This is a genomic window from Sphingobacterium sp. UBA7625 (assembly GCF_002484085.1).
Lineage (GTDB): Bacteria > Bacteroidota > Bacteroidia > Sphingobacteriales > Sphingobacteriaceae > Sphingobacterium > Sphingobacterium athyrii.
The window spans coordinates 1-24,042 of sequence record NZ_DLJD01000048.1 but is presented as its reverse complement, the minus strand read 5'-3'; the positions used below and the strand labels follow the sequence as shown (position 1 = coordinate 24,042).

The following is a 24,042-nucleotide window of genomic DNA, read 5'->3' as shown; positions in this document are numbered from 1 at the left end:
AGCATCATGCCGGGGAAGCGAAAATAAAAATGACAGGAAAAAGCCCGGAGAGGAATCAACCGGGCTTAGAGATTATATAAGGGGAATAATACTTGCTTAGAAAAGTGAAGACCTAGTCTTCATCGGTGATAATGTCATCACCATCTAACTCGAAACCTTCACCAAGGAAGGTATGTTCTAGTTCGAATAAATCTGAATCTTTAATCATTTTATTTCTTCTTTTTTGATATTCAAATTTATCACCCTTATTTAAGCTTATCGTCAATATAACATGAAGTTTTTGTTAAGGTGTCGATTAGATTTTCTTTAATGAAATATCCAGTTTCTGTGCTTGGATGATCCGGCTAAAAAACTCTTTTAGATCAAAATACTCTTCGGGTAGAAACAGTGGTTTGTTGAATTGGGTTGCGCTCTCAATAAGAAGGACATTCGGATCTGTATTGCTGACCTTAAAAATATAACGGGCTGCACGTTCCGGTAAGGCCATGCTGATATTTTTTAATTTTGTTTCGGGAGCGTAGGTGTATCCTTTGGGCAGTTTTATCTCCATGTAACTTTCTTCCTGGATCAGGGAGCCAAAATCAATCGGGTAATTACGTTCGGTCAGATTAAATGGGTTTTTGGTGGTTTTGCTATCAAGATAGGGATTAAATGCCAGTTGGTCATTTTGTAGATTGGCAAAATTTTCAATTTCAATTTCAAACTCTTCTTTAAGCGGTTTGTCCAGGGAATCCCGATTGGATACCTTAAAGTTGTTGATTTTGATCCGGTTGTTTTCCTCATCCCATTTTTCGTAAAACTCCTCTTCAGAATTGCTTTCTTGTAGACGTTCACGCATTCTTGACGCCATATAGCCATTCCGCGAGGTTATCCATTTTCCTTTAAGCGTGCCATTCTCCATTAATTCACCGGAAAAGAAATTATGTTGCGAGGAAGACAGTTTTGATTCCAGTTTCACCCAGTCGGACTCGCCGCTCAAAGGAATAGATCGGCCTTGATAATTGACGCATTTTAAGGGGATGTTTCCGAAGGGTTCATAGGGCGAAGTGGCATCCAATAAATAATATTCCTCCCCAAGTTTTACCTGGGCAACGACATGGTTGAATTCCGATATTGCGGGTGCATACAGTCCTGCATAACCATTGTCGCGAGTTGATAAGATCACTGGGATGGCCTCCAGTTGGGCGTAACGCAGCGCATTGACTAGTCCAAGATTGATGTCGGCGCTGTTGCCCGTTCTTTTCTCCAGCGCTTCTTTAATGTTTTTTGCGTAGATGGAGTGCTTATTGTTCCATTTGATCTGTTTCTGGAAGTAGGTGTAGAGACGCGACGCCTTTGCGATGTCATTATTTGCCCCCCGCAATATAGGTTCAATAAAATCCTTCAGCGCACCTTTTCGTTTAACCTGGCCACCAAAACTTTCATCTGCGACCAATTTTTCCCGCACATTCTCCCAAGTAAGAGAGAAGTCTTTTGTGGGACCCATTGGGATACTATACCGCCCGAGTTCAAAAAATAGAATAGACCGAAAGTTTTTCGAAGAGGTCATATAGTCTTCACTGTGGAAGGCCGGAATATTCTCCATGATATAGGTCGTTCTATTGCCCAGAATATCACCGATTTCACTATGCAATCCTGTGTTGTAATTATCTGTTTTGCGGTCTTTGATAGGAAATCCCCCCTTTAAATTGGATTTATAATGACAGATTTCCGGTATACGCGTGACATACTCACTATAGATTTTGGGGATTTCCTCCTGAAATTCCCAGGCATTGAGGTTGAAAATAAAGGGTGATTCCGTTTTATAACGATATTCAATAATTGTTCCCTCCTGGACCTGTGGGATGGCTGCCTTGGTTAGGGAAAGGTTTTCCGATGAATTTTCGTTAAAGATATTGGCCTTTGTCATTTCGGTTTCGACAACTTTGTCTCCCTGAAGATGATAGGAGGCTCCTTTGATATCAGTGACAGTTTCGCGGTCATTTCCACTTTTGTAGAGTGGGATGCTGAAGTTTGCATGCTGGTAACCTTCCTTGTTCAATATTTTGATCCGGACGTGTTTGACGAATTCGACAACAAGGCCGGCATGCGAAGTGTAGTTGACCTGGGCGGAACCGTATTCTCGGATCACAAATGCATTGGCTGCGGTGTCCAGCTTACCAATATCAATGGCGAAATCCTCTTTTTTTACTTTACCAAATGAAAAATCTTGGGCATGAGCCAAAAAACTGCCGAAAAGAAGCAGGCCGGTGAAAAAACATTTCATAAAAAGTCACTATATGGTTAAGAATTATATAGCGAATGTATGAAATAATTTTAAATTTTATCAACTAAAATTTCGTGTTGATGCTAATTATATAGGCTTTATTATTGCCCCGGTTTTGTCGGACTTTAATAGGTGAAATCGAAGGTTAGTGTGACGTATCGGTTGTCTTCACCTTTCCATTTTGGCCCTGAAAGTAAGATCTCTTTGGCTTTATTGTCCAAATAATCATTTGCACTTTGTAAGATGTTGATATTGGACGGGAACCCATCTTTATCTATATAGAAACTTAGGCGTACCGTGCCTTCATATCGGCTGTTGGCTGTTTTTTTCTTGACGTAATTGTTAAATGATTTCCAGCCCCAGACCGGTTCTGCGCTTTTTGTTTTCCGGGAGGACATGGTTGTGACGACCACCTCGTCCAGTGTTGCGCCGGAAGGCTGTAGTTTTACGTTCAGGTTCTTGTTGCGGCGCATATTTAATGCAACTGTATTATAGCCCACAGCCATAATATCAACCAGCGAGTCTACTGTGCTTGGCTGAATAGTGGCTTTGCCTTGTGCATCGGTATTTGTAGCCAATTTACTATTTGGCTGCATGATCGTAACACCCGATATCGGCAGACCTGTCTCTTTATCACGTACAGTGACCTGTAAAGGGCTTCCGCTCGTTTGCGGGCTAACATTTATGCCAGCTACACGGCCGGCAAGGGTATTAAGCTGGTCTCCTCTGATAATAACATTACTTTCTGTGACACGCTGTTTTGCTTTTGGAGCGTAACCGTAAACAACGGCACTGTCCATCAATTTTGAATCGCGATTGGATCTATCCGATTGAATACCCCTGTTCATTTCAACCGGGGCTACACGCAGGGATTGTTCCTTTAGAGGGGGGATGCTCTCCTCCTGTCTGTGCTGAGGGATATCGGACGGCTTGCTGTTGTTAGCCAAACGAGGATTATCCGGTTCCTTGAGATCGGGTTCAATAACAGTTGAGGCAGCAGAATCCGCTTGAGGGCTTAATTTTGATGACGGTGCATCAGCCGGCAAGGCAACATCGGCTGTACGGTTTGCTTCGGACGGGCTTTTCTGTTGTTGGAAATAGATAATTCCTATGCCTAAAATAGTAACCACACTGGCGGCAATGGCCAGTCGTTTCCAGTCAAAGACTTTTACTTTTGTCTTTCTATCGTCTTCGACACGTCGTGCAATACGTGCATTGAGATCGGAAGGAACAGCGTTTTTTTGATCTATTTCTATACCCATAAGAATATCTGCCAACATGGGATCACGTTGGGCCTCACGTTCAATGGCGTACATCTCTTTGGGAGAAAGTAGGCCGTTGACGTATTTCTTTAAGTATGCTATGTCGTAATTACTGTCGCTCATTCCAAGCCTCCATGCAATTTTTTAAATTCCGCTTCCCATTCTGGATATAACTCTTCACTTCATTTAAGCTATATCCTGTCGAGTCGCTGATCTCTTTGTAACATTTTTCCTCCAGAAAAAAGAGCCTGACGGACTGTTGCTGTTTGTCCGGTAGTTTTTCCAGACAGCCTTCCATGGCCGTCAATTGTTCCTCTTTTTCATCATGTTGTTCATACTGATGCAGATCTTCGGGATATTTCACAAATTCATCCAAAGAAATTTGTGATTTGTTCTTTTTCGATCTTAAATACATCAGGCAATGGTTTTTGCTCAATACATATAACCATCGTGGAAAGTCTTTGATTTCTTGTTTATTAACTTTGTAGATGAGCTCTTCAAAAATATTCATCACCGCATCTTTGCTCAGTTCCGGATCTTGAAGATACCGTAAACAGACATAATATACCATTTCAGTATGTCGTTGATAGAGGTCGCCCAATACCTTGAGATCTGTTGTCTCCTGATATTGTTGCAAGAGCTCATGGTCTTGCGTTGAATCCTTTTTTGACGACTTGAATGCGAACATTTTATTTGCTAAAAATATTTTTTTTTTCTGGTTTATGGAAATTTAATATTTGTCGCATCCCTTGACAAAAATTTGAAGGATATGAGAACAATACTTTTTTTAATGAGCCTGCTGTTATCCATCGGTGGATATGCCGGGCAAAAATATGAGGTGAAAGGGAAAGTAACGGATGCAACGACAAAATTGGCGCTAAGTGCCGTGGTGGTAACAAATGTGCAAACGACAGAAAGCACATCCACCGATCGTGATGGGAATTACCGGATCAAGGTCACTCCCGGTAAGACAACTTTGGAATTCAGTTATCTCGGTTATATTACACAACGTATCCAGGTAAAGAGCAAGACGAAAATGGACGTAGCCATGGTGCAGGATAATCGTGCACTTGATGAAGTTGTCGTTATGGGGGATCGTAAAGTTGCGAAAAGAAATACAGCAAATATGATGACTGCCTCTACGGCCTTAGCAGGCCAGACTCAGGGACTCTATATTCGTGGAGGGTATATACCCGATCAAAATCAGGAATCCTATCAAAAAATCAAAGAAAATAAGTTTATCAATCCACTGAAAGAGCCGCTGTCAACATTTGCTGTTGATGTGGATGCTGCTTCATATAGCAATATCCGTCGGTTTATCAACGCTGGCAGTTTACCCGATAAAGATGCCGTACGTGTTGAGGAGATGATCAATTATTTTCAGTACCGCGTAGCAGGACCGAAGAACGGCGAACCAGTAAATATTGTAACCGAATTGACCAAGGCCCCCTGGAACAATCAGCATCAGTTGATGCGTGTGACGTTAAAAGCCAAAGATATTCCAACGGACAAACTCAAAGCCTCTAATTTAGTCTTTTTAATTGATGTATCCGGATCAATGATGGGCGCCGGGCGATTGCCTTTGGTAAAATCTTCCTTAAAAATGTTGGTGGATCAGCTGCGCGATATTGACCGTGTTGCTATTGTCACCTATGCTGGTTCGGCCGGCGTGAAATTGGAGAGTACCAGCGGTAGTCAGAAAATGAAAATCAAAACGGCCATAGACGAGCTGGAGGCCGGAGGAAGTACCGCCGGTGCTGCGGGGATCAAAAAAGCCTATGCCATTGCCCGCCAAAACTTAATCAAGGGTGGAAACAATCGAATTATTCTGGCCAGTGACGGCGATTTCAACGTAGGGGAGAGTAGCGATGAGTCTATGGAAGAATTGATTGGTAAAGAGAGCAAATCGGGGGTTTTTCTGACCGTGCTCGGTTATGGTATGGGAAATTTGAAAGATAGTAAGATGGAGATTTTAGCCGATAAAGGACATGGCAATTACGCTTATATCGACAATATTTCCGAAGCCAGGAAAGCGATGGTCACCGAATTTGGCGGCACATTATTCACAGTGGCCAAAGATGTCAAGATTCAGGTCGAGTTTAATCCAAATTATGTTCAGGCCTATCGCCTGGTCGGTTATGAAAACCGCCTGCTTGAAGCGGAAGATTTCAACAACGATCAAAAGATGGGCGGCGATATGGGGGTAGGTCATGTGGTTACCGCGCTTTATGAGATCGTTCCTGTCGGGGTCAATTCGACGATGGTTGGGACAGTAGATCCATTAAAATACCAGAAAAATTCGACGAAATACATTGAGGTCAGGGGAAATGGGGAATTGGCAGCAGTCAAATTTCGTTACAAAGAACCCGAGGGTGAAAAAAGCAAATTGCAGCAGCAGGTCGTGCCGACTAAGGTAACTGATTTGAATAAGGTCAGTGAAGATTTACGCTTTGCAACTGCAGTGGCCGAACTGGGACTTTTACTTCGTGATTCGGACTTTAAACAGCAGGCTGATTTTGATCGTTTGATCGCACGGGCGAAGACCGCAAAGGGAGCAGACGATGAAGGCTACCGTGCCGAATTTATCCGGATGGCTGAAAATGCACGTGACTTATCGAAAGCAAAATTGTAGTTAATTTCCCTGTTTAAATTTAAAGGAATAACGTGTTGAGGAAAAGAAGGGGAAAGACCCAGTGCAATTGATTGATAAATTGCACCGGGTTGTTTCATTTTAAAGTGTTGTACAGATAGAATAGCTATTAATTTGTTGTATGTTAAGTTTGTGCAAGCAGACTTTTGAAAAATAGGCATCGGAAAATCATAAATAAATAGATATTTTTAAGGCCGAATAATTGCTTACCGTTTTGTGTGCCGGCATGAACACCAGCACAGATTCAGAAAGAGCAGATAAATAACAAATTTCGAATGAAAAATTTCCTTTTATGTTGCTTCCTTTTAATAGGAATGGGGACACCGTCACAAGGGCAACATACGGCGCTCAACAAACAGCAAACCATAGCCTATATCAACAAGCTGTATAAGATGGCTTACCACTACAAAGAAACCAAAATTGACACCGTTACGGTGGACGGGAAAGTCCTGACTGTATTTCTGTCAACAGGGCAACATTACCGGAGTGATATTTCTAAGTCGGAACCCCTTATCATCGCAAGGGTAAAGGCCGGCTATCAGATCCGCTATAAATCGGCTGCGAGTACCGAAGAAATCTTATGGGCTATCCAGACCGAAGATGATGCCAAACGTTTGCAAAAGGCCTTACAGCATCTGATCGGGATCCTGAAAACAGAAAAGAAGACTGATCCTTTTGGAAGCTAATAGCTGAATAGGGTACCGTTGTTAAATTTATTTTGTGTTCTAAGATGTTCGGCGATACACGAACTCGCCGAACATAAGAGAAAGCAGTGGACCTCCACACAGAAGGTGTGTTTCGGAGTTGCTGAGTGGGTTAACCAAAATGTCCACTGATATAATTACGGGTGGTTTCGTGTTGTGGGTTGTTAAAAATCTGCTGTGTATCCCCCTGCTCGATAATCTCACCGAGATACATAAAAACTGTTTTGTCGGCCACACGCTGTGCTTGCTGCATATTATGTGTGACGATGACAATCGTATATTTTTTTTTCAAATGGTGAATAAGTTCCTCAATCTTCAGGGTACTCACCGGATCTAATGCCGAACACGGTTCGTCCATCAAAATAATTTCGGGGCGCAAGGCTACCGCGCGGGCGATGCAGAGTCTTTGCTGCTGTCCACCGGAAAGCCGGGTAGCAGGCTTTTTGAGATCGTCCTTGACCTCTTCCCAGATATATGCTTCTTCCAATGCCTTTTGCACGGTTGCCTTGTCAGCAAGCAGATTGTTGATCTTGAGGCCATAGGTGATATTCTCGTAAATACTTTTGGGGAACGGATTGGCTTTTTGGAATACCATTCCCACACGCTTGCGCAAGTCCGTGACCTCCACATCCTTTTGATAGATCTCGCGGCCATCCAGTTTGATCTGTCCTTCTATCCGGGCTTCCGGATAGAGGTCATGCATCCGGTTGAGGCTTCGCAAGAGGGTACTCTTGCCACAGCCGGATGGCCCGATCAATGCCGTAACTTTATTTTCTTCAAATTCGATATTGATATTCTTCAACACCTGTTTGCTCCCAAACCATAGGTTGAGATGTTCAGCGACCAATTTACTTTTCATTATTTCTAAACTTATACCGAATATAGAAAGCTGTTAAATTCATAAGGAAGACCACGACGATAAGAACTAAAGCGGTACCGTAGGCGATGGGTCTGACCTCTTCGATAGACTGATGTTGTGTTGACAACATATATAGGTGATAGGGCAGTGCCATAAACTCCTGATTGATGTTGCCAAAGGAATTGGTGATATAGAATGCAGCCCCTGTAAAGAGAATGGGGGCTGTTTCGCCGGCAGCTCTGGAGAGTGTCAGGACAATTCCCGTCAGTATGCCGGGCAAGGAAGCGGGAAGCACTACGTCTTTGATGGATTCGAATTTGGTGGCACCCACGGCCAATGCTGCCTCACGCATGCTCCGGGGTATACGGAGCAGGGCCTCCTCAGTTGTTGTGATAATATAGGGAAGGGACAAGAGACCCAAGGTCAGTCCAGCTGATAAAATTGAAGTTCCGAAATTCAACGCCTGAACAAACAACGCCAGACCAAAGAGACCATAGATAATAGATGGGACACCGGATAAATTACGGATGGAAGCACGGATCGTTCGGGTCAGCCAGGTATTCTCAGCATATTCGTTGAGGTAAATGGCGCAACAGATTCCAAAGGGAATGGAGAAGATCGCTGTGATCAATGTCAGAAATACAGTACCAATAATTGGGGTTAGAATGCCGCCCTGTGTCATGCCACTGGTAGGCAGTTTGGAGACAAATTCCCAGGACAGCACGTGATAGCCTTTGGTAAAGATATCGTATAGGATCACGCATAAAAAGAAGCAGACTAGTCCTGTGGAGAGGAGAAGTGTACCCCATTCGACGAGCGGCGCCAGTTTTTTGAATTTATGCTGCATGATATTTTCTAAAGCGGTTAATAAAATATTCACCAATTAGATTGGCTACCAAAGTCATAAAGAATAAGACAATCGCTATGGCAAATAGGGCATAATAGTGTGTTGTCTGATAAGGTACTTCACCCATTTCAATGGCGATCGTTGCAGTAATGGTCTTGACCGAATCAAAAAATCCTTTGGGAAAGATCGCTGCATTGCCGGTTGCCATGAGCACGGTCATGGTTTCGCCGATCGCTCTTCCCAGTCCCAGCATGACTGCTGCAATGATTCCCGGAGCTGCTGCCGGGATCGTAATCTTGCGCAATGTCTGCCAACGCGATGCGCCGAGGCCATAACTTGCTTCACGATAGGTTTGTGGTACCGCATGAATGGCGTCTTCGGAAATGGTAATGATGGTTGGCAGGGCCATAATCGCTAGTAAGATCGCACCATTTAACGCATTTAGTCCATTGGGCAAGTTGTTCAGATCTGCTATTCCGGGGCCAACGAGCACGATTCCCAAAAAACCGATCACGACGGAAGGGATTGCGGCAAGCATCTCTATGGTCGGTTTTAAAACTGTTTTGAGTTTGGGACTCGCATATTCGGAAATAAAAGCTGCTGTTCCCACACCAAGTGGAATGGCAATTAGCATGGCGCCCAGCGAAACAATCGAGGTGCTCACAATTAAAGGCAGGATACCGTATGCAGGCTCTGCAGCAGTGGGATTCCATTGGCTTCCAGTAATAAAATCGAGCGGTGAAACTTCCAGAAAGAAGGCAATGGCGTTATAGAGCAACATAAAGAAGATGCCTCCTAGAAGCGCAAGAACCAAATATCCGGTAGACTTGAATATGATTTTTGCGATCTTATCGATGGTTATTCGTTTTTTGTACTGCATGTTATTTTATTGGATAAGGTAATAACCTGAGTTTTCAATAATCTTCGTTCCTTCCCCTTTGGTCTCGAATTGGATAAATGACAGGACCTTGTCCCATGATTTTTCGGGAATAAACTGATAGAGGGGCCGTTGGAAAAAATACAACCTATTTTTTATAGCTGTCGGATCTAAGGGGGAAATGGCATTGGAATCTACTTCATTTTTGATTTTCAATACCTTGATTCCTTTGTTGTCCTGAATCTTTTTGGATATATAACCTGCACCGACATAACCGATACCTGATTTGTCGATTTTGATGGCTTCCAATATCTGTGCATTACCGGTCATTTCTTTGGCCTTTTGGCTATAGGCTATTTTTAGCTTCTTGCGAATAAATGAATAAGTTCCCGAACTGCTCTGTCTACCATAGATATTGATCGGGACATCCTGTCCAGAAATTGATTTCCAGTTTTCAACCTGTCCACTCATGATTTTTGACAGTGTTTTTACATCGATTTCCGTGATCGGATTGTCGCTATGAACAACGAAAGCGGTAGCATCTTCGGCAAAAACAACGGTTTTCAGCCGTATATTTTTCTTTTGGAAGAGTGTCTGCTCTTCGTCGGTAAGTGGGCGTGAGGAGTTGGCAATATCTGCCTGTCCATTCAAAAGTGAAGTAATACCCAAACCTGAGCCGCCGCCGGAGATGGCTATGCTGAAGGTTGGATCCGTCTTGTTATATGCTTCGGCAAGATTAACAGCAAGGTTGACCTCGGTATCGGAACCTTTCATCTTGATGGTATGGTCATTATTGCCACAGGCGCATAAGAGGATACTGAAACTTAAAAGTACAGTAGAAATAAGACGATGGAAAGTCATGTTATTCATTCTTACTAAGTTAAACAGAAGAAGAATGATTTTGTGTTAGCGTTATGTTATCTTATTGTGAAGTCATATTTTGTAAATATATTTTCTGCTATCTGCCCATTGCACTCCTGAGTCCCTTTGGCGGAAAAACGATCACTTTTTTATGAACTTTTTAACAAAAAAGGGTAAGCGGACACGAAAAATGAAGAAAGATATACAATAGGGTTTGCATGTAGGCTTTGATGTTGGACGGGAGGAGGAGGGGATGTGGATCGTGCAAAAAAAAAACAGGCATAAGCCTGTTTTTGTGTTATTATATCATAATGAATTTCTGTAGGATGTTTTAAAATAAGAGTACTGCGAAGATTGGGATCAGTGCAAACAAGGAATACATGACAGCTGTTCTTTTTTGGAGATAAAGACTGATGGATAGTAATAGCTCGTTGTTTTCCACACTCGCTATTGTTCCACTATTTCCCATAGCGGAGGGACTTACTTCGGCAATTTGGCCCTGTTCGTTTTCGATTTTCCAGGCTGACATCCACATATTCCGCGGGCTCCATTTGTATTTCCTGTCAATGAGGCTAATGGTCGCTCCACCGGTCCAATCGTTGTATTCGATGTCACCGATCAGTTCACCATGTTTATTGCGTATTTCAGTATATGGGTTGAAAAGCCCTTTGTTTTTAAAACTATATTGATCTGAGCGAATAGAAACATTGGCATCTAGTGTCCAATCATTGGATTCCAACGAGCCGATCAGGCTATCATTGTTATATAACTTTGATTTATTCCCTAATAAATTGCTTTTCCAGTTGTAAATAGATCTCTTTTCCATAATTGTCTAGTTTAATATGTTTATTTTTCAAATTAGTATTCGCATCGGGAATTGTGTTACAGTTTTTTTTAGGAATGTGATAAATATCTTATAGCCATCCCTATTCTAATAAAAAGAGCGGCGATGTAAAGTGACCAATGGCGAGCCTGGGACGATCAAACGCCTGTTGATAACGGCGGATGTCGTTTTGGGCGGTCTATTTTGTTTGCATCGTATGTTCAGTGATATGGACCGGGAGGTCGAGAAAGGAAACTCTTCTTTTCTGATGTTCTATTACGCTGTTTAAATGGGTGTTATGTTTTAGTAGTGAGTTTTCCACACTATGTGGATAACATGTTGATAAGTATAAATGTGGCTATCTGTACTTTTTTGTTTCTTTTTTGGCTGGACACACAGCATTCATCATTTTGTCGTCAATAACTTTCAATGTATGTCATATCGGGCAAGAAAACTCAGGAAGTGCTACGGAAGTACGGTGTTCGATTTAATGATCCAGGCACTTTCAAAAGGGCTAACCGTTTTCGGAAGGTTTCGAAGTAGTGCTGCTTTTTTTTCGATATTCCTTAAAATTACCCCGTTGTTTATATTCCAGTGTCCCCTCTTCGCAGTAAGCGGAAAGATGCACGGAGAACTTGTTGCTTTGGCTTTTATCCACTCCCAATTCATCTAGAACTTCTGCTACGCGCTTAGGGGTAAGAAAGAAATCGGAATGATAGACCAGATTGTCTAACTTTTTGCTAAGGGCAATTCTTTCCCGTACATCCGGAGGTAGGGAATAAGGAGGCTTGAATTCGATATCTTTTTCAAAGAAAATTTTGGGCTGGATCTGGAGACTTTGACATAATAACAAAAAGTTCGTTAGGGTAAGGTCTTTTCCCTTTTCTATTCCATTAAGTGTGCCTGTCGAAATCCCTGTCAGGTTTGACACATCCCGTAAAGAATAATAAAGCTCATGCCGTTTTGCGCGAAACCGCAGCCCTATAGCTCGAAGTTTTTCTCTATCGTTATCCGTCATGCAACGAATTGAATGATAATTTGCGCAATAATTTTATTAAAATTTTGTTTAAAAATTTGCAATTATATCTTTCTTCGTTATATTCGTTTTAATATGATGTTTAGAGAAGATTTCGTATTTCAGTTAGTTGTTATGTATGTTTATTAATTTTAAGATTTTAAATTCATTTCAATTATAAATGCCTGTTCTTTTATTGATATGTTGTTAAAGTGATTTTTCTTTTTGTCAGTACATTTAAAAAAATGCAACATTTCCCTATATCTGTTGTTCCGGGTTAAACTGGAACATACCAATGAAAAACAATAGAAATAAGTCGACTTGCCCAGCTCCGGCATTCCCTGGAATCCGTCAATTTCGCCGAAGCTGGAGTAAGTTGCACAAGAGTATACATGTAATGTAAGGATTTAGCGCGCGAACTACCTAGCCCGCCTTTAATGCGCACTCATAAAATAATAGATCAAATAAAATACAATCAGCACACAAACGGCAATAATTAATGTTCGTTTGATATTGCGGCCTGCAGGCGCATCGTCTTTTTCTTCAACGACAACATCAGGTAATTTTTCCTCCTGCTTCTTCTGGCTATGCTCCGGGGTGTTGAATTGATTCTCCATCTTTTTTCGTATTTGTCCTATGTATAGAACATGTTTGGCTGTAAAATCGTTTAAATTGTTCGATTTTTCGGGAGAAAAAGACTGTCCTAACTTTTGAATGTATGGCGGTGTGAATAAAATAAAAGTCCAAAAGCGTTGCGTTTTTTAGAGTATTTGCATACATTGCAGCTGCACTTAACACGAATAAACCTAAACAACCCGTAAACGTATGTTTACCATAACTTTCGTGTTGGATAGGTCTGTAATAAATAAAACACATGAAAAGAAGAACGCTTATCGGATCATTCATGGCTGGCTGTATGCTATTGGCCATCAATCCGACTTTTGCGCAACAGAAAGCCGCAAAAAAAGAAATTGGTCTACAGTTGTACTCCGTACGTGAGGAAATCAGCAAGAACCCAAATTTCGATCAAATTTTACAAAAGATTGCTGCACTTGGGTATACGGGCGTAGAAGCCGCTGGTTATAATGACGGCAAGCTATACAATCTGAGCCCGCAGGAATTTAAAGCCAAGGTAGAAAAAGCAGGGATGAAGGTCCTTTCTTCCCATGCAACCAAAACATTGTCTGCGCAGGAGCTTGCCTCTGGAGATTTCTCCGAATCCTTGAAATGGTGGGACCAATGTATTGCCGCCCACAAGGCCGCTGGAATGAAATATATTGTAACACCTTGGATGGATGTGCCTAAGACACTCAAAGACTTGGAAACACAATGCCGTTATCTGGATGCTGTAGGTGCAAAATGCCGTGAACAGGGATTGCTTTATGGATACCACAACCACGCTCATGAATTCAAAAAGATTGAAGATAAAGTAATGTACGATTACATGCTGGAGCATACCAATCCCGAAAATGTATTTTTCGAAATGGATGTCTACTGGGCAGTAATCGGTGATGTCAGTCCGGTTGATTACTTCAACAAATATGCGGGTAGATTTAAGGCTTTACATATTAAAGACCACCGTGAAATCGGTCAAAGCGGAATGGTCGGATTTGATGCGATCTTTAATAATGTCAAAACAGGTGGACTGAAATACTTGTTTGTTGAATTGGAAGAAACACATAATGATATTTACACAGGTCTTGAGCAAAGTATAGACTACCTGAAAAGGGCTCCTTTTGTAAAGGCCAGCTATTCTAAATAGCCGTTAATCGGGAGAAAATTGACGATGCTGAGACAATTGTCCGGTTGATAGATTTATTATTTTTCGTTAACTTGAGTGGATTAAAAAGGGATTTTTTAATCGTATTAAAACGGAAAATATGAAACGGATTATTGTTGCTACAGACTATGCTGAAGAGGCAGAACATGCCCTAAAGTTTATACTCGAAGTTTTTGCTGGTAAAAAATATGAGATCATCTTGTTCTCCCTGCAGAACCCTTCAATACATGCGATGAACGCACGTCTTTCTCCCGATTCCATGTTCAAAATTTTTGAACATCAAAACAAGGTTTTAACCGATAAAGCGGAGGGTATCACGCGGCAAAGTGGGGTGCCTGCTGTTCCTTATCTAGCAACGGGTTTATTCTACGATCAGATTACAAAATGTATTCAGGAGACGGGTGCCGATCTATTGGTCATGGGTATGGCCAAACGCTCGTTTGACCAGGATATGTTGGGTAATACTACTACGTCGGCCATCAGTAAACTAAAAATTCCTATTCTATCTGTTCCACTTGGGGCACAATTTAGCGGGCTTAAGCATATCCTCTTCGCCTGCGACATCGTACGCGGCGTGCAAAAAGAGATTCTTGAAAAGGTGAAAGATTTCGCAACTGACTTTAATGCCGTATTGGAAGTGCTTAATATCCGTAAAACCGTTGAGCAGCTAAATGAAGAAAAGGGAAATGAAACCCGGGCGGCAATCGGAGACGTCATGGGCATTGTCAGCTACTACTATAAAAATGTAACGTCTAATGAGGTGGTCAAAGCCATTCGTGACGAGGTTAAAGAAAGTAATACTGATCTTTTGGTCATGATTCCCTATAAATATGGTTTCTGGAACTCACTGACGCATCGGAGCAAAACGCGTATGATGGCCTCAGGCCTGGATGTTCCGCTGCTGACCATTTCAATATAATTGGTCAGGTCTCCTGGATTATTTGTAGTGTCTATAAAACTTGTTGTTGAAGAGTTCCGAAGGATCGTATTTTATTTTAGTTCTGAAAAAACTGCCTGCTTGCGGATAGACTTTTCTCATTTTGTCTTTTGCGATATGTAGGCGATAGGGGAGATAGTATGTCCCCTCGTTTTTAATGGCTGCATCTACCAGAAGATTCGTGAGGCTATGCATATCAGTCTCTTGCAGGGCTGTTTTTTTCTGATTGAACAAGAGCACAAAACCAAATACATCTTCTCGCGCATAATTTAAATAAGCGTCATGGTCCCGATTGACGGCGCGGATGGTAATGTTCAGCAGATCCAGTTTCGATTTTAATAAAATAGGTTTTATGTCCTGAATGAAATTCATGAAATTTCGTTCAGGAATAAAGTATTCGTGGAGCAGATCCGTCGATGTGGTATCTTTGTTTTCGATTAAGGAGACTTGGCTATCCATGATCTCATTTCGGGTAAATGTGAGATGCCGTGCAGGAATGGCCGAAGATGTTTCAAGATCCCAGCGGAGCCGCTTTCCATATTCGCTATTGACACTACCCCTAAATATCAGTCTTTTGGTTTCTTCAATTTTCTTTTCCTGTCGGAAAAGCTGTATCGGCGGTTCTTCTGTCTGTTCAAAATAATTGAGTGTCGCCTCCGCTAGAAAATGTTTTTTGGAAACGCGTAATCGCCCAAAAACCAGATCTACTTTCGGATTGTCAAGAATATATTTTTTATAATACTTCGTATAATTTTCTGGAGCTAAGTTTACGTAATGATATTTTAGGGACTGATTATCGACAACTTTGAGCTTTACATCGAGTATAATACCAAATAGACCATAGCCACCAAGCACATGATGAAACAGTTCCGTGTTTTTGTCGCGGCTGCAGTGGAGTACCTGACCTCGGGCATTCATTAGTGTAAAGGAAAGTACGCTGGAAGCTAAGGGCGGCGAATTCTTTTGCCATCCATGTCCATTGACACTCAGTGATCCGCCAACAGAAAATGAACTAAAAGCTTGCATCACAGCAATTGATTTACCATAATGGTCTAAATAGTGAATGGCATCCGTCCAAAGTGCACCTGATCCGATGCTCAGTATATTGTTTACTGTGTCAAGCTGCATGTGGTTATAAGGGAGCATATTGATCACTATTCCACCGGGATACATTGTATGCCCGCCCATACTGTGACGGGCTCCAGCCAGCGCTATTTTTAACCTCTCGGTGTTTGCATAATGCAGAATTTGCCGCAATTGATTTTCAATTGCCGACCTGTCTTTTGGTATAGCAATGATGGTATCGACTCTGGTCAGGTTAAGCGCGCTAGCATCATCCACATGCCGAGCAGGAAGCACCCTGTGATTATCTGTTTCTCTCCATTTGGTTCTGAGGAGATGGATAATGGGGAATGCAATAACCACTAAAAGAATAAGCAAGGTTAGCAATGAATAACGTTTGGTTCTTTGGGTTATACGCATGGTCTCCGTTCAATTTAATAAAGTGAACGATCACAAGGATAGTTCACTACCAAAATAATATAAATTTATTGTTTTTTAATTTTATTTTTATCCGAAAAGATAGTTAACCGAGTTCTGTAAAAAGTCTCAAAAAAAAATAATATGCGTTATGGAATTCCGTTGCTTGCTGCATCCCTGTTCAAATTATTACTTGAAAAGATGATAAAATATACCTCTTTGTGTTTATTTATCTGTGCTACTCAGACGCTATTTGGTCAGGTACAACGTTACGAAGGTAAGATTACAGACGCCTTCGGAAGGCCATTGAAAGATGCTGCAGTGATTCGTGTTGCCGACAATGTCGTATCCAGTTTTGACGAACTGAATGCCGGATTACATAAAGGCAAGGTGATACACACTGATATCAATGGTGTATTTGGAATGGATCTCAATGACCGTGATAAAATACAGTTATGGAAATATCCAGTTCAGTTACCTAAGGCTTACCAGTTATATGAGTTTCGATCGGATCCCTTTGATAAGTCCGGAGGTTATCTTGTGGAGCTTGTGGCGGCAAGAGAACAACATACCGACGTGAATTTGTTTCCAATGGATACCTCAATCGCCAGAAGCTCCTCCAGACCTGTCGTTTTGAGAAATAATGGCGGTTCTTACTATAGCATGAGTGAGAACAAAAATCGAGTGTATATCTATCAGAACCCAAAGCCGGGGTATGGATTACTAGATATCAATCTGACACTTGGTGGATCTATCAATAAAGCGGATGATCGTGTAAAATTACAAAGGGATTATGTACAGGGGCATGCGCTGAGTGGGCAATTGGTGGCTTCGAAAGATGTTCCTTATAGCTGGGGACCTTTGGTCGCCCAGACAGACCTACCTACAGTTTACAATAACAAAAATATCTATCGGAGCGGATATCAAGCCTCCACGACACTGGATATGACCTATAAGCAAGATGGCCTGGGAAAATTCTATGGAGAAGTCGAATATAGCAAGAAGCAGGGGGTATTTGATCCGAACAAAACTAATTCCTGGGGGACACAGCTAAATTATTCCCGTCAATTTGGAATAGGACATCGGCTCCAGGTTTTGAATAAATTCAATCAATCCGATGAAAAAATGCCTATGATAGGTAATAACTACGCTAATGTACTCATGGGAGCTTATCTATCGCCAGTAAATTTTGATGCTAAATCACAACCGAATGCTAATATTTCAACTGTATATACCAATCCCTGGTTTTTATTAAAAAATAATCGCGATAATCAATTCAATCAGAAATATCTAGGTACACTGAAATATGATTGGGATCATAACCGTTTTTTTTGGGGGGCACAGCTCAGTTATCAATACCAACAAAATACATTAAACTATGGCCTTGTTGGAAACATGGACGAAGGGGACCGGGATATATTTGTCAACCGTAAATTAAAAACAAAATTGTTTGATACGAATATACAGGGTAAGTATTATTTGGCGGCAGGCAAAAAGTTGTATTTACAGGGGAATTTCTGGTACAAAAACCAATGGATGTCTTTAAACCGTTCTGTAGCGAGTTTTGCGCCGGTCTCTTTGCTACATCGGTCTTCGGAATTCCAGGCCGGACTGGTAGCGAAGGAATTTGGTGGTTACAATAACAACTGGACCTTTGACCTATTGCCGAGTATGTTGGTAAGCAACAAAAGCAAAAATAAGACAGTCTTCAATTTTGTTGGCCAAGTGGAAAGAAGGTTTGATTTTGATTTGTTTGACCGGGGAGATATTATCGCTAATGTATGGGGGCAATTCAATCTTTCACATCTTGAACCCAATCAGATCAATAATGATATACAATTTGGTCTGATGCGATATTCCATCAAGGATTTTCAATCCTTCCTACCCATGGACGAATTGCTATTGCGGGATCCTGTGGATAAATTGCAACGGAAAGTTAATTATGAGTTCGGTGCTTCTCTAAAACGACATGGGTGGAGCCTTGAAGGGAATTTTTATCAATTTTATGTGAAGAACGGTTATGCCCCAATTTGGCAAGACAATCAATATCGCTTGAACAATGCGGTTGATTATCAACAAAAGGGATTTCGGATGGCCATTTCTTCTCAGTTTGGAATCTTCAATAGCCCGTTGAACTGGTATCCAAGACTGGATTTTCACCGCTATATCAATAAGGTAGATAAAATCCATTTGGAAGCTGATCGTATCCAGATAGCTGGTATGCAGGAGATCAGTAGAAACTATATTGTTGGACAACCAGTCGGCGTGATTATGGGAACAGCATATGCGCGTACCGCTGACGGCCAGCTACAGATTGATGGAGATGGCTATCCTATTGTGGCCCCTGAGCAAAAGATTCTGGGAAACCCAAATCCCGATTTTGCTTTGATCTTTGGCAATACATTGCAATATAGGGGAATCCGTTTCGATATTGATCTCGAATGGAGCAGGGGAGGTAAAGTCTGGAATGGAACACGACAAATGCTCAATTATATGGGGCGCTCGTTAGAAACCGCCTCCGGACGATTGTTAAAAGATCAATTATTTCCGGGGATTGACGCACAGGGAAATAGAAATAATAAATTGGTAGACTATTATGATCCAGCAGCGGGTACTGAAAATAATAGGTGGGTGCGTTACGGTCTATCAGGAGTGGCAGAAGATGTTATCGAAGACGCAAGTTACCTACGTCTTTCCAGAATAAATCTCTCACGTAGTTTTGATATATCCTGGCCATATCTCAACAAAATTGATCTGACGCTTTATGCGGAGAACCTGATGTATTGGAGTAGATATAAAGGGAATTATCCCGGGGCATCCCTCTTAGGGCAGAGTAATGCCGTGGGCTTGGATTACTTTAACTCACCATTGATGAGGACTTTTGGTTTTAACGTTGTACTGAATTTTTAACCTAGATGCCATGATTAACGACAATATAAATGCTAAGGGAAAAAGGCTGGATAAAGGATCTGTGTTTGAGACCAGATCGCGGCTAAGCAAAAAGGGAAAGCACTATGACCTGAAAAATTATATCGGATCTTTTTTGTGTTGTTTTTTTACAATAACATATGTGTTATTTACAGTTAGTGTTTTTGGTCAGGCACAGATAGTCCAAAATAAAATAAGGGAGTACGCAGGTGTTCTGCCTTTGGAACGTGTATATGCACATACAAATAAGACGATTTTCGCGCCGGGAGAGACAATTTATTTTACAACTTATCTCTGTAATACTGACTTCGGTGAATCCGATCGGAGTGATCTTGTTATTGTAGACTTGATTGCACCAAATGGACAGGTCATTCAACATAAGCAATTTGCCGCAAATGCAATTTATGCCAAAGGAAGTCTCCTATTGGAGAGACAGCTTGTAAGAGGTATTTATAAATTGAAAGTGCAGACTCCTTGGATGGTCAATTTCCCAAATCTCGCTTATGAGAAAGACATCACTGTCATGCGGACCAATCCACCACGGCTCATCATGCAGTTGGAACTTGAAAAGGAATCTTACGGAAAAGGAGAAACTGTCGCTGCAGATTTTGTGATTAAAGACCTGGGGAATCACCCACTTTCAAATCAGTCTTTTGCTTATGAAGTGAGTATCGGTGGTCAGTTGTATCTTTCACAGGTGGCTAAGACTGACCATTTAGGTAAATCCCAAATAACATTTGCATTGCCGGCAGTTTTGGAAAATAAACATGTGAGCTTGAATGTCCGTTTTGTACACCAGCAGCTGATTGAGTCGATATCTAGGAATGTCCCTATTATTCTCGAAGATATCGATCTTAAATTTATGCCTGAAGGTGGCTATCTTCTGGAAGACTTTTCTAACGTGGTGGCATTTAAAGCTTTGAATGCAGAGGGATTTCCGGCTGATATCGCGGGGGCCATCTATGACGATGGGGGGAATAAGATCTGCAATTTTTCCTCCTTTCATCAAGGTATGGGAAAGTTTTCATTCATCCCTAAAAGAGGACGAACCTATTATGCGCAATTGGAAAAGCCTTATCTTACCAATAAGCCCATTGCGCTGCCTACGATGAAAAACAGCGGTATAAAGGTGCAACTGGAAGAGCAATCAAAAAATGAATTGAGCTTGCGGGTCATCAGTAGTATGGACAGCCGAGTGGGTTATTTTATCCGGAAGGAGGACAAAATCTTTCGTACAGGCGAGATGACAGTAACTAAGGGGACAAATTCGCTCAGGTTATCAAAAGAAGGCTTACCACAGGGGGTACTAAGTATCTCTATTTTGCAGGGTAGGCAAATCTTGAGCGAACGGTTATTCTTTAATACGATGAACGATGGACTACAGATTCATGTAACGAGCGATAAAGCGATCTATAAGACTCGTGAGGATGTGAAGCTGACGATTGAGACTCAGGATGGTAGGGGTAAATCTGTGCCGGCAGCGATATCACTGAGTGTTGTCGATGATAAGGTTTTAAGTTATCTGAACGATAAACAGCATGATATACGCTCTTGGATGTGGCTGGGCGCCGCAGTGCAAGGCGAAATCTATCAACCCGCCTTCTATTTTGATCCAAGCAAAGACAAACGTACACAAGCCCTCGATATGCTTATGCTGACACAGGGCTGGCGAAATTATACCTGGGATAAGGTGTTGAGCAACGAAGAGCTTACGGTGGTCAAGACACAACCGAATAATATGCTCAAGGGAGTAGTCTATAGACAGGGCAAGGGACGAAATACGGCATATTCTTCAAAAATGTATGTCGTTGCAGATAGCTTGTTGTACACGGTAACTCCGGATAAACAAGGGCGTTTTGCAATTCGCACTATCCCGTGTGATTTCTGGCGAATCTATATCCCCACACATCGGAAAAATGAGTTTTATTATGTTGCTGCATCTCAAGATGAAGTCGCGGTCTCAGTAAGGCAAAAGCGGCAGGCGACTGATCCTGTTTTGGTGAAATTGGAGACGACTCCATTGGTCCAACACATCAATGATGAAATGCCCCTTCCGCCGAAAATAGAAATGGAGCCACAGGCACCTGATGGGGATGCGATCCTGGAAGAACTGGTTGTCCTCGGCTATAATGTAGATCGAAAGACAACAGTGACGGGGTCAACAATGGCGATCAGTAGCAGCGATCTCTATGCACAAGCGAATTTAATCTCGGCCTTATCGGGCAAGGTCGCTGGAGTGATTGTCAGCCCTTTGGCTGAAAGGTCAAATGCGCCAGTTGTAATTCGTGGGATGAACTCCATTGGTGGCACCGGTGGTCCTCTTTTTGTTGTGGATGGGGTAGCCTATAACGAAGCCAATATGACGAATTTTGCTGGATTTCCACCTGAATTGATCCAAAGTATTTCGATATTAAAAGATGCATCGGCAACAGCTATTTACGGTGCCCGTGGAGCCAACGGTGTGATTCTTATCACAACGAAAGGCGGGAAAGGGATTGAGGGAGATGCTCGGAACCTTTTTAGCAATAGCCATCTTGTCGGGGGGCAAAAATACCTGGCCTTGAACACGGTATATCGAAAGGTTCGTTTTGATCAGCCACAGGAGTTTTATGTACCCAAGTATAAAAACAGACAGGCCTTGATCAAAGATGATTTTCGGGATAATATCTATTGGAATTATCATATCGAGACCGATGTCGAAGGGCGAGCCCAGATTACCTTTCCCAATGCGGATGAGCATACTTCTTATCGGATCATAACGGAAGGGGTTGGTAAAAATGGTCTAATAGGACGTAGTCAACAGACAACATATCAAGTGAAAGACGAAATAGGCTTAGACGTCAAACTCCCTTTGTATGCTTCTCAGGGAGATTTGATCAATGCGCAATTACTGGTTGATAATACAAGGAAGGAGCCGCTATCCGTCAGTAGCCGGGTCGACTTGATTGGAAACAACCTTGAATGGAAATCTGAGGTTAACGCTACAAAAATAGGGGCACAGGAACAAAGCCCACTGCTTGTACCACTTGAAGTAAAGCAGCCTTCGAATGAAAAAGACAAGATCCGTTTTTCTATCCGTAGCGATTCCACGGTACTGGGAATTATAAAGGATATCAAATTGTTTAATAAAGGATTTCCTGTGGAGTTCGGGCATTCAACATCTAAATATCTGGAATATGAATTTGAACTTAAAAATGCAATCAAGGGTTCGCAACGGCTTTCGGTGGAGCTATATCTCAATCCATTGAAGCAGATTACGCAGGGACTGGAACGCATTGTACGTGAGCCATACGGTTGTTTCGAGCAGGTTTCTTCATCCGTCTATCCCAATATATATGCACTTTCCCTCCTTCAGCAAATTAGGGGGGATGAATCCTTGCAACGCAAAACACAAGAGTTTTTGACTAGTGGTTATAAAAAATTAGCGGCCTACGAAATCAAAGGAGGGGGCTTTGATTGGTATGGAAAACCGCCGGCACATGAGGTGCTTTCAGCTTTTGGTTTAATTGAATTTATGGAAATGAAGCCATTTATCGCTGTAGATCAAAAGATGATCGAACGTACTCAGAACTGGCTTTTATCAAAAAAAGATGGTCGGGGTGGATACCATCAGGGAGCGGGAAGGTACGCTTTTTCGGGGAATCGTGAATTGATAAATAATGCTTATATCACTTATGCGTTAAGCGTTGCAGGTGTAGGGGCGGAGATCGAGCTGGAGTTTCAAAAGGCTTATCAGGAAGTCCTGGGGTCAAAAGATCCTTATCGTATGGCAATAATAGCGCTTACCGCAAAAAATCTCAATAAAGCAGAGCAATTGGAAAGCCTGAAATTACGCATCAAGGAACTGCTTCCCATGGTAATTGAAGATAAGAAAGGCTTGGCCGAAGGAAGTATTACGAATTCGGATGGACGCTCGTTGCGAAATGAAACGCTGGCCTGGATCGCTCTTGTTTTCCAATTGGAAAACAAAGCATCCCAGGAATTGACTGCTTGTATGGATGCACTTGTAAAATCTGCAGATCGGGGCTACTATGGTTCAACCCAGGCAACGGGACTCGCTTTGAAAGCTGCAACAGGATATTATCAACTGTTTGATCAGGATATGCGCGCGAAAAAAGGAAAAAAGATGGAGCTATGGCTGGACGGTCAACTACTGATCCGCGATACCACACTCCAGGCTGATTCGCTGAGCAGACTATTTTTGACAGAGCTGCCTGCAGGAAAGCATCAAATCTCCATCCGCTTGGAAAACATGGATTATGCTGTGGCTTCCTACCGGTTTAATTATATGACAACGGTGCCGCCAAGCGCTAGGGATCGCGTATTGGATCTTTCGACATCATTATCCAGCAATCGCATTCGTATGGGCGATAATACAGTACTCAAGGTACGGCTATACAATACACGGGATAAGGCGGCTTCTATGCCATTGGCGAAGATCGGTATTCCAGGGGGACTAACTCCCGAACCACAGCAATTGAGGGATTTAATGGAAAAAGGTTTTGTGGATTATTATGAAATTTTTGAGAATTACCTGGTGTTATATTGGCGCGGAATTGACGCCAAAGAAGCTAAAGAGCTGTCCATAGACCTCAAAGCCCAGGTACCGGGAAAATATCAGGGCGCCGCATCTTCGGGCTATTTATATTATAACGAAGAACTAAAAGATTGGCAAGAAGGATTAAAAGTCGAAATTGAGTAATCAAATAAACTATTTGTACGATCGGATTAAAGAAAGAGGCTGTCTCAAAAAG

Annotated in this window: 18 protein-coding genes; 7 read left to right on the top strand and 11 right to left on the bottom strand. The window is 42.0% G+C overall.

Annotated features, from left to right (window positions below):
• Positions 1 to 295: 295 nt before the first annotated feature.
• The 3 genes from B4G94_RS19925 to B4G94_RS19915 all read right to left on the bottom strand — a co-directional run bounded on the left by B4G94_RS19925 (position 296) and on the right by B4G94_RS19915 (position 4,216).
• Positions 296 to 2,266, bottom strand: a complete 1,971-nt coding sequence (locus tag B4G94_RS19925; RefSeq protein ID WP_286861360.1) for a transglutaminase domain-containing protein — start codon at positions 2,264 to 2,266, stop codon at positions 296 to 298.
• Positions 2,267 to 2,391: 125 nt separating this feature from the next.
• Positions 2,392 to 3,651 (bottom strand): carboxypeptidase-like regulatory domain-containing protein, encoded by a 1,260-nt coding sequence (locus B4G94_RS19920; RefSeq protein WP_286861357.1) that lies wholly within the window; start codon positions 3,649 to 3,651, stop codon positions 2,392 to 2,394.
• Positions 3,638 to 4,216: an RNA polymerase sigma factor gene (locus B4G94_RS19915; RefSeq protein WP_108636857.1), complete on the bottom strand. Its 579-nt coding sequence runs from the start codon at positions 4,214 to 4,216 to the stop codon at positions 3,638 to 3,640. The genes B4G94_RS19920 and B4G94_RS19915 overlap by 14 nt, the downstream gene beginning before the upstream one ends.
• Before the next feature lie 81 nt (positions 4,217 to 4,297).
• Between B4G94_RS19915 and B4G94_RS19910 the strand changes: the two genes are divergently transcribed.
• A complete protein-coding gene (locus tag B4G94_RS19910) occupies positions 4,298 to 6,160 on the top strand; it encodes a vWA domain-containing protein (protein ID WP_286861355.1) in 1,863 nt (620 codons plus the stop codon).
• A gap of 293 nt (positions 6,161 to 6,453) precedes the next feature.
• Positions 6,454 to 6,864, top strand: coding sequence for a hypothetical protein (locus B4G94_RS19905; RefSeq protein WP_146191153.1), 411 nt, complete (start codon positions 6,454 to 6,456; stop codon positions 6,862 to 6,864).
• Positions 6,865 to 6,994: 130 nt separating this feature from the next.
• On the opposite strand, the gene pstB is transcribed toward B4G94_RS19905, so the two are convergent.
• From pstB to B4G94_RS19880, 5 genes are all read right to left on the bottom strand, one after another.
• Entirely contained in the window at positions 6,995 to 7,741 is a 747-nt protein-coding gene (gene pstB, locus B4G94_RS19900; RefSeq protein WP_108636860.1) for a phosphate ABC transporter ATP-binding protein PstB, read from the bottom strand.
• Positions 7,731 to 8,588, bottom strand: a complete 858-nt coding sequence (gene pstA, locus B4G94_RS19895; RefSeq protein WP_286861350.1) for a phosphate ABC transporter permease PstA — start codon at positions 8,586 to 8,588, stop codon at positions 7,731 to 7,733. The genes pstB and pstA overlap by 11 nt, the downstream gene beginning before the upstream one ends.
• Entirely contained in the window at positions 8,578 to 9,468 is an 891-nt protein-coding gene (pstC, locus tag B4G94_RS19890) for a phosphate ABC transporter permease subunit PstC (protein WP_108636862.1), read from the bottom strand. The genes pstA and pstC overlap by 11 nt, the downstream gene beginning before the upstream one ends.
• 6 nt (positions 9,469 to 9,474) lie before the next feature.
• Entirely contained in the window at positions 9,475 to 10,335 is an 861-nt protein-coding gene (locus tag B4G94_RS19885) for a PstS family phosphate ABC transporter substrate-binding protein (protein WP_286861347.1), read from the bottom strand.
• 322 nt (positions 10,336 to 10,657) lie between these two features.
• Positions 10,658 to 11,152 (bottom strand): hypothetical protein, encoded by a 495-nt coding sequence (locus B4G94_RS19880; protein ID WP_286861345.1) that lies wholly within the window; start codon positions 11,150 to 11,152, stop codon positions 10,658 to 10,660.
• Between the two features lie 130 nt (positions 11,153 to 11,282).
• On the opposite strand from B4G94_RS19880, the gene B4G94_RS19875 reads away from it, so the two are divergent.
• The gene (locus tag B4G94_RS19875) at positions 11,283 to 11,438 is read left to right on the top strand and encodes a hypothetical protein (RefSeq protein ID WP_286861342.1); all 156 of its coding nucleotides are present in this window, start codon (positions 11,283 to 11,285) and stop codon (positions 11,436 to 11,438) included.
• Positions 11,439 to 11,663: 225 nt separating this feature from the next.
• Here the strand turns inward: B4G94_RS19875 and B4G94_RS19870 are convergent, their stop codons facing one another.
• Entirely contained in the window at positions 11,664 to 12,167 is a 504-nt protein-coding gene (locus B4G94_RS19870; RefSeq protein WP_286861339.1) for a helix-turn-helix domain-containing protein, read from the bottom strand.
• Between the two features lie 431 nt (positions 12,168 to 12,598).
• Positions 12,599 to 12,781, bottom strand: a complete 183-nt coding sequence (locus B4G94_RS19865; RefSeq protein WP_286861336.1) for a hypothetical protein — start codon at positions 12,779 to 12,781, stop codon at positions 12,599 to 12,601.
• Positions 12,782 to 13,038: 257 nt separating this feature from the next.
• Between B4G94_RS19865 and B4G94_RS19860 the strand changes: the two genes are divergently transcribed.
• Positions 13,039 to 13,926 (top strand): sugar phosphate isomerase/epimerase family protein, encoded by an 888-nt coding sequence (locus B4G94_RS19860; protein ID WP_286861334.1) that lies wholly within the window; start codon positions 13,039 to 13,041, stop codon positions 13,924 to 13,926.
• 118 nt (positions 13,927 to 14,044) lie between these two features.
• Positions 14,045 to 14,863, top strand: coding sequence for a universal stress protein (locus B4G94_RS19855; RefSeq protein ID WP_165308988.1), 819 nt, complete (start codon positions 14,045 to 14,047; stop codon positions 14,861 to 14,863).
• A gap of 18 nt (positions 14,864 to 14,881) precedes the next feature.
• Here the strand turns inward: B4G94_RS19855 and B4G94_RS19850 are convergent, their stop codons facing one another.
• Positions 14,882 to 16,363: an FAD-binding oxidoreductase gene (locus B4G94_RS19850; RefSeq protein ID WP_286861330.1), complete on the bottom strand. Its 1,482-nt coding sequence runs from the start codon at positions 16,361 to 16,363 to the stop codon at positions 14,882 to 14,884.
• Positions 16,364 to 16,504: 141 nt separating this feature from the next.
• Between B4G94_RS19850 and B4G94_RS19845 the strand changes: the two genes are divergently transcribed.
• Together B4G94_RS19845 and B4G94_RS19840 are read left to right on the top strand one after the other, a co-directional pair.
• The gene (locus tag B4G94_RS19845; protein ID WP_286861327.1) at positions 16,505 to 19,270 is read left to right on the top strand and encodes a hypothetical protein; all 2,766 of its coding nucleotides are present in this window, start codon (positions 16,505 to 16,507) and stop codon (positions 19,268 to 19,270) included.
• A gap of 160 nt (positions 19,271 to 19,430) precedes the next feature.
• The gene (locus tag B4G94_RS19840; RefSeq protein WP_286861324.1) at positions 19,431 to 23,990 is read left to right on the top strand and encodes a TonB-dependent receptor plug domain-containing protein; all 4,560 of its coding nucleotides are present in this window, start codon (positions 19,431 to 19,433) and stop codon (positions 23,988 to 23,990) included.
• Positions 23,991 to 24,042: the final 52 nt, after the last annotated feature.